The organism is Hymenobacter lapidiphilus, from assembly GCF_003417065.2.
Lineage (GTDB): Bacteria > Bacteroidota > Bacteroidia > Cytophagales > Hymenobacteraceae > Hymenobacter.
In genome coordinates this window covers 65,403-74,267 of the sequence record NZ_QVLT01000021.1, presented here as the reverse complement: position 1 = coordinate 74,267, position 8,865 = coordinate 65,403, and the positions used below count along the sequence as shown (strand labels likewise).

Here is an 8,865-nt window from a genome sequence, read left to right as displayed (position 1 = left end):
GCGGGCTGCGTCCAGCTCGCGGGGGGGGCCAGCCACAGCTGGCGCAGCATGGCGCGGGGTGCTTTTCGTCGGCCAGCGCCGCCAGCGGCAGCCGGAACCGGGTCTGGTCGGGGTAGGGCACGAACGAGTCGCCGCGCCGGCGAAGTTGCTGTACACGTCGAGGCAGTAGCCCACGTCGGCCACCAGCACGAACAGGGGCCGGGGCTCGTCGGGGGGCAGGGCGCGCACGTAGCCGAGGGCCTGCTGGCGGGCGGCCTGCATCATTTCGGCCCACTTGGCGGTGCCGCGCACGGCGTGGCCCTTGCGGCGTTTGGCGGGCTCCAGGCCCAGCTCGGCCCGCTCCTGGCGCAGCTGCTGGTCGGGCGTGTCGGTGCCCTGCTTGGTTTCGAGCACGAAGCAGCCGCGCTTATACAGGTCGATGCGGCCGGTGCTTTGCTTGGGGCCGTCGGCGAAGGTCACGGCCCGTTCCAGCACGTAGTGGTCGTGGGCGGGGTCGTCGGTGGTGGGGTCGGGGCGGGGCACGCCCAGCAGGTCGCAGAGGTCTTGCAGGAACAGGCCATAGTTGGCGCGCTCCGCACCGCCGGCCGGCTTCCAGCGGGCTTCAAACTCAGGGTAAGTCAAGGGTAGCGGGGTAGTAGGATAATGGGGCGGGGAAGATAGGGAGCCGCGCGTTAACCCCACCCCTTAACCCCCTCCCCGGTGGGGAGGGGGGACTAGATTCTAATTTTATAGGACTAGATGATATTTTAAAAACTAGTCCCCCCTCCCCACCGGGGAGGGGGTTAGGGGGTGGGGTTATGCCGCCGTGGCCACTGGCTTAGGCCCGGGCAGCAGTTCGGCCGGATGCGCCAGCGCCAGCGGCAGGCAGATAACGAACTCCGTGTATTCGCCTTCCTGGGTTTCCACGCTCAGGGTGCCGCGGTGGCCTTTGGTTATAATATCGTAGCTCAGCGACAGGCCCAGACCGGTGCCTTCGCCGGTGGGCTTGGTGGTGAAGAAGGGCTCGAACACGTGCTTGCACACGGCCGGCGTCATGCCGGTGCCATTGTCGCGCACCGTTATGCGCACCTCGGTGGCCGTTTGCTGCGTGCGCAGGCATACTTCGGGCTGGAAGTTGGCTCCCAGCAGCCGCTGTTTTTCGCGCAGGGCATAAAACACGTTGGCCAGCAGGTTAAGCAGCACCCGGCACACATCCTGGGGCACCACCCGCAGCCGGGGCAGGTGAGGGGCCAGGTGCAGGGTAAAGTGCGTACTGAACCCCGGGTGCTCGGTTAGCCAGCTTTGGTAAGCCCGATGCAGGCAGTCTTCGGCCAGAGTGTTGAGGTCAGTTTCCTGGACCTGGCCGCTGCTGGCGCGCGAGTGTTTGAGCATGCTTTTCACAATGCGGGCCGCGCGGTGGCCGTGCTGGTTGATGCGGACCTGGTCTTCGTGCAGCTCCGCCAGCAGCTCCGCACTCAGGGCCCGCCCTCTGGCCGAAAGGGATTCCTTGTCCAGCTGGGCCGCCAGCTCGTCGAGCAGCTCCATGCTCAAGTCCGAGAAGTTGTTGATGAAGTTGAGCGGGTTCTGCATTTCGTGGGCTACGCCCGCCGTCAGCTCGCCCAGCGAGGCCAGCTTCTCGTGCTGCACCAGCTGCGCCTGGGTGGCCTTTAGTTCCGTCAGCGTCTGGTCGAGGTGGTCGCGCTGGGCGGCAATCTCCTCGCTCTTCTCCTGCAGGCGGTGGTTGCTGACCTGCTTGAGGTAGATGTTGCGCATCAGCAGCGCCGTCAGCAGCAGCACGCCCCCCAGGCCCGCCAGCAGGCCGTACATATGCTGGCGCTGGCGGGCGGCTTTTTGGGTCTGAAGCTGGCGGGTTTTGGTGAGCAGCACAATCTGGTTGCGCCGCTTATCCAGCTCGTAGCCGTAGCGCAGGGCGCTGGTGCGGCGCTGCGTATCCTCCCCCGACAGCGTATCGTCGTAGGCCATCTGCAGCGTCCGGAAGCGGTAGGCCTCCCCGAATTTGCGCTGGCCGGCATAGGTTTCGGCCAGCAGCCGGGCCGCCTCGCGGCTGATGCTGTTGCTGTTGCTGCTGCGGCGCTGGCTGAGCGCCAGCGCCGAATGCGCCAGCGCCAGCGTGCTGTCGGGCTGCTGCCGGAGCTGGTAGGCGCGGGCCAGGGCCAGCTGCAGGCCCGAGAGGTTGTAGTCGTCGTGGTGGGTGCGCACCAGCTGGCGGGCCCGCTGGCCATGGGCCAGGGCCTCCACCGGGTTGCCCAGCCGGCTGTACACTTCAGCCAGGCTTATTTCGGAGCCGGCCTCACCCTGCTGGTCGCCCTGCTGCCGGTTCAGGCGCAGTGCCTGCTGGTAGCAGCTCAGCGCCCGGGGCCAGTCGCTCAGCATCTGGTACGCGTCGCCGAGCGTACTCAGGGCAGTCAGTACCATCTGGTGGTCGCCGAGCTGGCGGCCAATGCGCAGCGTGGCTTTCAGGGCCGGCAGGGCTTCGTCGTAGTTGCCGGTCTGGAAATACGTGGTGCCGATGACCAGCTTGAGCCGGTTCTGGGTCCGCAGGTCGTGGGCGCGTTCGGCCAGGGGTAGGCCCCGCAGCGCGGCGGCCAGTGCCTCAATGGGGCGGACCTGCACCATAGCCAGGGTACTCAGCTCCAGCCAGGCCCGGCCCTCGCCCTGGTAGCCATGGCGCCGGGCATGAAGCGCCTGAGCCCGCCGAGCATATCGGTGGGCCACCGTAAACTGGTTCTGGCGCCGGTACAGGTTGCTGAGTGCCAGCATGGCCTCGCCCTGCCCCACCGAATCGGACAGGGCCCGCGCCAGCCGCAGGGCCTGGTGGCTTACCTGGGTGGCCTGTTCGGCATCGGTAGTTTTAAGGTAATGCGCCAGGGCCTGCAGTCGCCGCACCCGCAGGGTATCGGGCCGGCGCTGGGTGCGCAGCAGCTGCCGCAGGCTGTCGGGGCCAGCCAGTTGGCTGAACGCGGGCGGCGCTGTTGCCAGCAGGCTCAGCAGCAGGGCAATCAGGAAGGGTTTCATGGGTGTGGACTCAGGAATTCAGAACAGCGCGGGGCCGGCCGCTGCCGCACCCCGGGCCCCTGAAAAACGAATGCTGCCGGTCGCCTTCCGTCACCCGGGGCCTGGGTGGCGGTTGCGCCTGCCGGTCCGGCCTACCAGTTGGGGTTGTGGATAGCCCCCACGGTCGTATCGTCCGACGTAGCCTGCTGGCCCGTTTGGAACCGGGCCATGCCCATAGTGAGGCGCCGTAGCATAGGCGGCTCTACCACGGGAAACACGTCCATTGTAATGGATCGTATGATAACCATAGCGCCAAAGCTTCTAGCCGCATCTATGGCGCTACCTACATCTTGGGGATTACCCACGGGAAAGAAGAAGATGCTATTGTTTGTCTGCTCAGCAAGCGTGTTTTTATCGTCGGTCTGCGTGACGCGAATCTCGTAGCCCAGCTTCGACTGGAACACCGCCGTGGGCGGTCCGGCCGGATTTGGCGACACGCCCGTCAGTTTCTCGTAGAACTCAACCGCGTGCTTCCAGGTGGCTGACGAGAAGAATATCTCCTGAATGTTGCTGTTGATAGCATCCTGGGCGCGGGTGAGGGGAGAAGCGGGGTCGTTCATAACCAAGAAGGTGAGATAGTTAAGAGAGTATTTTGATTAAGTAATATAACACATTTTATCTAATAATTAAAAATATTATAAATAAAGTCATAGTAAATTGAAATGCTTATTCATCTATTCCGGATAGGTGAAAAGGTACTGTCGTGATGTTGCGACGTGCTGTTTGGGGGCTCATCGTTAAGCTATAATAGGCGACAGGCAAGCAGGCTGGTCAGCCTGCTTGCCTGTCGCCTGCTGAACAGATTCAGATACACCGTTCAGCAAACTGCTATACTTTGGGCCGTCACTGCCCTTGGCCGGATGAGTTCGGAAAGGAAGCTTCGTCGGGTAGCACAAAGTTGCTTCCAGAGGGGTTGATGCCGAGTCGGGTTAGCGGCCGGCCCACTCGGCCAGCAGCGCGGGCACCTGGGGGGCATCGTCGGTGAGCCAGTACAGAGCCGTTTCGGGGTCGTCGAAATACTGCGAGTCGAAGCCGATGGAAGGCTTTACCAAGTCGTGGAGGGCATCAATGGCCAGCTGGTGGTAGGTCTGGTGGCTGCCTACAATAAGCACCAGCCGTTCGAGGGGCATGGCCAGCAGGGCGGGCATAAAGTGCGTGCCCAGCCACAGCTCGTCGTACACCGTCAGCAGCGGCACGGTGCGCATATCGATGAGCAGGCGGCGAACGGTGTGCGCGCGGGCCAGCGCCAGCAGGGCCGTCACGTCGGGGCGTCGCAGCGCCGATTCGGCCCCCATCTGGTACTCCACCCGCAGCATACCCGAATCGGTGTCGGTTTGCAGGCAGAAAGCAGGAATATACTGATGAAGCATGCGGCGGAGTAGGTCGGGGGCAGCCAGCGGGTGGCGGATGAAGCCGACAGGACGGTCTGACTGCCCGCAAAGCTGCATGTGGTTCCGGTGGCAAGCTAACGGTCGGCGCTTATTCTGGCCCGACGAACGCAACATAACGACCAAAGGCAGGTTTTACCGACTAAACCATTGGTAACCGCCGTCCATGGTGAACACCCGCCCGGCGGGTTGCGTATGCCGATACTAGCCGTCTGCCTGCCTCGGTAGTGGGCCTTTCTTCTACTCCGTTTCTGCTTTATGTCTGCCCCCACGACCCCCGCCCCGCTCAACCCCGACGGCTCGCGCCGCACCTTTATGAAACAGGCCGGCGGCTTTCTGGGGCTGGCCCTGGCCCCGCCGTTCCTCAGCCAGGCCGAACGCCTGACGGCCCTCTCGAAGAAAGTAGAAGGCGTGTCGACCATTAGCCTGAAAGTGAACGGCACCGTGCGCAGCATCCGGGCCGAGCCCCGCGTGACGCTGCTCGACGCCCTACGCGAATACCTCGATCTGACGGGCTCGAAGAAAGGCTGCGACCATGGCCAGTGCGGCGCCTGCACCGTGCTGGTAGATGGCCGCCGGGTAAACAGCTGCCTCACGCTGGCCGTGATGAGCCAGGGCAAGGAAATTACCACCATCGAGGGCTTGGCTAAAGGCGACGAGCTGCACCCCATGCAGGCCGCCTTCCTCAAGCACGACGGTTTCCAGTGCGGCTACTGTACCCCGGGCCAGATTATGTCGGCCGTTGCCTGTGTGCAGGAGGGCCACGCCGGCTCCGAGGCCGAAGTACGCGAGTGGATGAGCGGCAACATCTGCCGCTGCAGCGCCTACCCCAACATCACGGCCGCCATTCTGGAGGCTAAAACCAAGATGGGGTAGGGGCAGGGCTTGTCCCCGCCCGCCGTTGAACGGTCCTTTCCCGCATCGTTCAACGGCGGGCGGGGACAAGCCCCGCCCCTACAGCACTATTCCTTCGCCCAGACCCCCAATAAGCCATGAATAATTTCTCCTATATCCAGGCCGATAAAGCCAAGGAGGCTACCGCCGCCAAGCGCGACGATAAGTCGGCGGCCTTTATTGCCGGTGGCACCACGCTGCTCGATTTGATGAAGTCGAATGTGGAAAACCACGACCAGCTTATCGACGTGAACCTGCTGCCATTCCGGGGCATTGAGATGACCAAGGACGGGCTGCGCATCGGGGCATTGGAGCGTATGAGCGACGTGGGAGCGCACCCGCTGGTGGCGCAGCAGTTTCCGGCCGTGGCCGAGTCGCTGCTGCTGGCGGCCTCGGCGCAGCTGCGCAACATGGCCAGCATCGGGGGCAACGTGCTGCAGCGCACCCGCTGCGGCTACTTCCGCGACACCGCGTTTCCGTGTAACAAGCGCGAGCCCGGCACCGGCTGCCCGGCCCTGGAAGGCGACAACCGCAACCTGGCCATTCTGGGTACCAGCGAAACCTGCATTGCCACCAGCTACCCCGGCGACCTCTCGGTGGCCCTCATTGCCCTCGACGCGGTGCTGACGCTGGAAAACGCCAAGGGCAAGCAGCGGCAGGTGCCCATCACCAAGTTTTACCTGCTGCCCGGCACCACGCCCCAGCGCGAAACGGTGCTCGAAGCCGACGAGCTGATTGTGGCCGTGACCATCCCACAAACTGAGGCGGCGCGCAAGTCGAAGTACCTGAAAGTGCGCGACCGGGCCTCCTACGCTTACGCGCTAGTATCGGCGGCGGTGGGGCTGGAAGTGCAGGGTGGTACCATCCGGGCGGCTCGCGTGGCGCTGGGTGGCGTGGGGGCCCAGCCCTGGCGCTGCTCCGAGGCCGAGAAGATGCTGGTGGGCAAACCCGCCACCGAGGCCACGTTCCGGGCCGCCGCCGAGCTGGCGTTGCGCGGAGCCAAGCCGCGCGAGCACAACGCCTATAAGATAGAAATGGCGAAGAATACGCTGGTACGGGCTCTCAGTGAAGTAGCCGTTTAATATAGCTTTCACGCAGTGTCTCGCAGTGGGCGGCGCAGTGTCGCGCAGTGAACGGCCACCCCGAAACCCTGCGTAATCCACCGCGAGACACTGCGTGAAACAAGTCTGAATCAAATGGAAACCAACCAGAAAGAAAACGCGCCCACCAACGTAGTCGGTAAACCCCTGGACCGCGTGGACGGCCCGGCCAAGGTAACCGGCGCGGCCCGCTACTCGGCCGAAATAAACGTGCCCGGTACGGTGCACGGGGTGCTCAAAACCAGCACTATTGCCAAGGGCCGCATCACCAGCATCGACACTTCGCGGGCGGCCAAGGAGCCGGGCATACTCAACATCTTCACCCACGAAAACCTGCCCAAGCCGGCCAAAACGCCCAAGCAGATTGAGAAGTGGCGGGCGGCCCAGAGCTACCTGCCCATGCAGGACAACCAGATTCAGTACGCCGGCCAGCCGGTGGCGCTTGTAGTGGCCACCACGCTGGAGGCGGCCACCCAGGCGGCCGCCCTCATCAAGGTAACCTACCAGGTCGAAACGCCCATCGACTCCTACCTCGACCCCAAGGCCGAGCTGTTTGACCCCCAGAAAATCCAGAGCGGCAAGAAGGACGCCCACGTGGTGCGCGGCAACCCGCAGCAGGCCTACGACGGCGCGGCCTTGAAGCACGAGGCTACCTACGTGCACGCCATCAACCACCACAGCCCCATGGAGTCGGCCGCCACGCTGGCCGTGTGGGAGGGCGCCGACAAGCTGACGGTGTACGAGGCCAGCCAGAACGTGACCATGCACCAGGGCAACCTGGCTGAGCTGCTGGGCATGCCGCGCGAGCAGATTCGGGTCGTGACCAAGTACATCGGGGGGGGCTTCGGCTGCAAAGGCTCGTTCTGGCCCCACACCATTCTCACGGTGCTGGCGGCCCGGGCCGTGAACCGGCCGGTGAAGCTGGCCCTCACGCGCCAGCAGATGTTTACCGGCGTCGGACACCGCGAAGACCAGGAGCAAACCCTGAAACTAGGCGCTACGGCCGACGGCAAGCTGGTGTCGATAGTACACACGAAAAAGGCCACTACCTCGCCCTGGGACAACTACACCGAGTCGAACGGCAAGATTATGGACATGCTGTATGCCTGCGAGAACTACTCGACGGTGTACGAGCTGGCCCGGGCCAACGTGATGACTTCGGTGTGGATGCGGGCCCCCGGCGAGGGCCCCGGCTCGTTTGCGCTGGAGTCGTCGATGGACGATTTGGCAAACCAGCTCAACATCGATCCGCTTGAAATCCGGCTACGCAACTACGCCGACCACGACCACAGCAACGGCAAGCCCTGGAGCAGCAAGAGCCTGAAGCAGTGCTACACCCGCGGGGCCGAGCTATTCGGCTGGGACAAGCGTAACCCCAAGCCCGGCCAGACGCGCCGGGGCCGGATGCTGGTAGGCCACGGCATGGCCAGCGCCACTTACCCCGTGCATAGCTCGCAGGGTACGGCCCGCGTGCGGCTATTCGCCGACGGCCACGCCGTGGTGGAGGCTGGCGCCACTGACCTGGGCACCGGCACCTACACCGTAATGACGCAGGTTTCGGCCGACGCGCTGGGCCTACCGCCCGAGAAAATCCGCTTCGAGCTGGGCGATACCCGCCTGCCCACGGCCCCCGGTTCGGGCGGCTCGGTGGCGGCTGGCACTGTGGCTTCGTCCATCATGGCCGCCGCGCAGGATGTATGGGATAAGATGGTAAAAATGGCGGTGGCTGATAAGAAGTCGCCGCTTTACAAGGCCAAGCCCACCGATGTGAAGGTGGAGCTGGGCCGCATGTTCCTCATCAAAGACCCCAAGAAGGGCGAAACCTTGGTGGCAGCTTTGGGCCGCAGCGGCCAGCCCGACATTGAGGGCAGCGGCACCGGCCGATACGGGGCGGGCTACGAGGAGAAGAACTTCGGCCAAAACGGTGCCGACCCGAACAACGACAACAAGGAGAAAAAAACCGGCGGCCACTCCATGCACTCGTTCGGCGCCCACTTCTGCGAGGTGGAAGTCGACCCCGACCTGGGTACGATTCGCGTAACGCGCTGGGTGGGCGTGCACGGCGCGGGCACCGTTCTCAACCTGAAAACCGCCACCAGCCAGATGACCGGTGGCGCTATCTACGGCATCGGGGCGGCTTTGATGGAGGACACGTTCCGTGACCCCAACTTCGCCCGCTACACCAACGCCGACCTGGCCGGCTACCACGTCCCCGTCAACGCCGACATACCCAACATGCAGGTGGAGTTCGTGCCCGAAACCGACCCTTACATCAATTTGCTGGGCGTAAAGGGTATTGGCGAGTTGGGCATGGTCGGCGTAACCGCCGCCGTAGCCAACGCCGTGTTCAACGCCACCGGCCGCCGCCTGCGCAGCCTCCCAATGACGCCCGATAAGGTGTTGGAAGCCATGCGGCTGCCGGCGTAGTT

At 64.1% G+C, this 8,865-nt stretch carries 7 protein-coding genes; 3 read left to right on the top strand and 4 right to left on the bottom strand.

Annotation, left to right across the window (positions count from 1 at the left end; all coding sequences use genetic code 11):
* The 4 genes from D0N36_RS13240 to D0N36_RS13225 all read right to left on the bottom strand — a co-directional run.
* The coding region (locus tag D0N36_RS13240; RefSeq protein WP_317191472.1) for a type IIL restriction-modification enzyme MmeI at positions 1–621 on the bottom strand (621 nt) is incomplete at its 3' end.
* A gap of 174 nt (positions 622–795) precedes the next feature.
* Positions 796–3,015, bottom strand: coding sequence for a tetratricopeptide repeat protein (locus D0N36_RS13235; protein WP_116942170.1), 2,220 nt, complete (start codon positions 3,013–3,015; stop codon positions 796–798).
* A gap of 131 nt (positions 3,016–3,146) precedes the next feature.
* Positions 3,147–3,614 (bottom strand): hypothetical protein, encoded by a 468-nt coding sequence (locus D0N36_RS13230; protein WP_116942169.1) that lies wholly within the window; start codon positions 3,612–3,614, stop codon positions 3,147–3,149.
* A gap of 369 nt (positions 3,615–3,983) precedes the next feature.
* Positions 3,984–4,502, bottom strand: a complete 519-nt coding sequence (locus D0N36_RS13225; protein WP_116942168.1) for a hypothetical protein — start codon at positions 4,500–4,502, stop codon at positions 3,984–3,986.
* 198 nt (positions 4,503–4,700) lie between these two features.
* Here D0N36_RS13225 and D0N36_RS13220 point away from each other — a divergent pair, with 198 nt between their 5' ends.
* The 3 genes from D0N36_RS13220 to D0N36_RS13210 all read left to right on the top strand — a co-directional run bounded on the left by D0N36_RS13220 (position 4,701) and on the right by D0N36_RS13210 (position 8,863).
* Complete coding sequence (locus D0N36_RS13220) at positions 4,701–5,318, top strand: (2Fe-2S)-binding protein (protein ID WP_116942167.1); 618 nt, start codon at positions 4,701–4,703, stop codon at positions 5,316–5,318.
* Between the two features lie 116 nt (positions 5,319–5,434).
* On the top strand, positions 5,435–6,418 hold the full coding sequence (locus tag D0N36_RS13215; protein ID WP_116942166.1) for an FAD binding domain-containing protein: 984 nt from the start codon (positions 5,435–5,437) through the stop codon (positions 6,416–6,418).
* A gap of 114 nt (positions 6,419–6,532) precedes the next feature.
* Complete coding sequence (locus D0N36_RS13210) at positions 6,533–8,863, top strand: xanthine dehydrogenase family protein molybdopterin-binding subunit (RefSeq protein ID WP_116942165.1); 2,331 nt, start codon at positions 6,533–6,535, stop codon at positions 8,861–8,863.
* Positions 8,864–8,865: the final 2 nt, after the last annotated feature.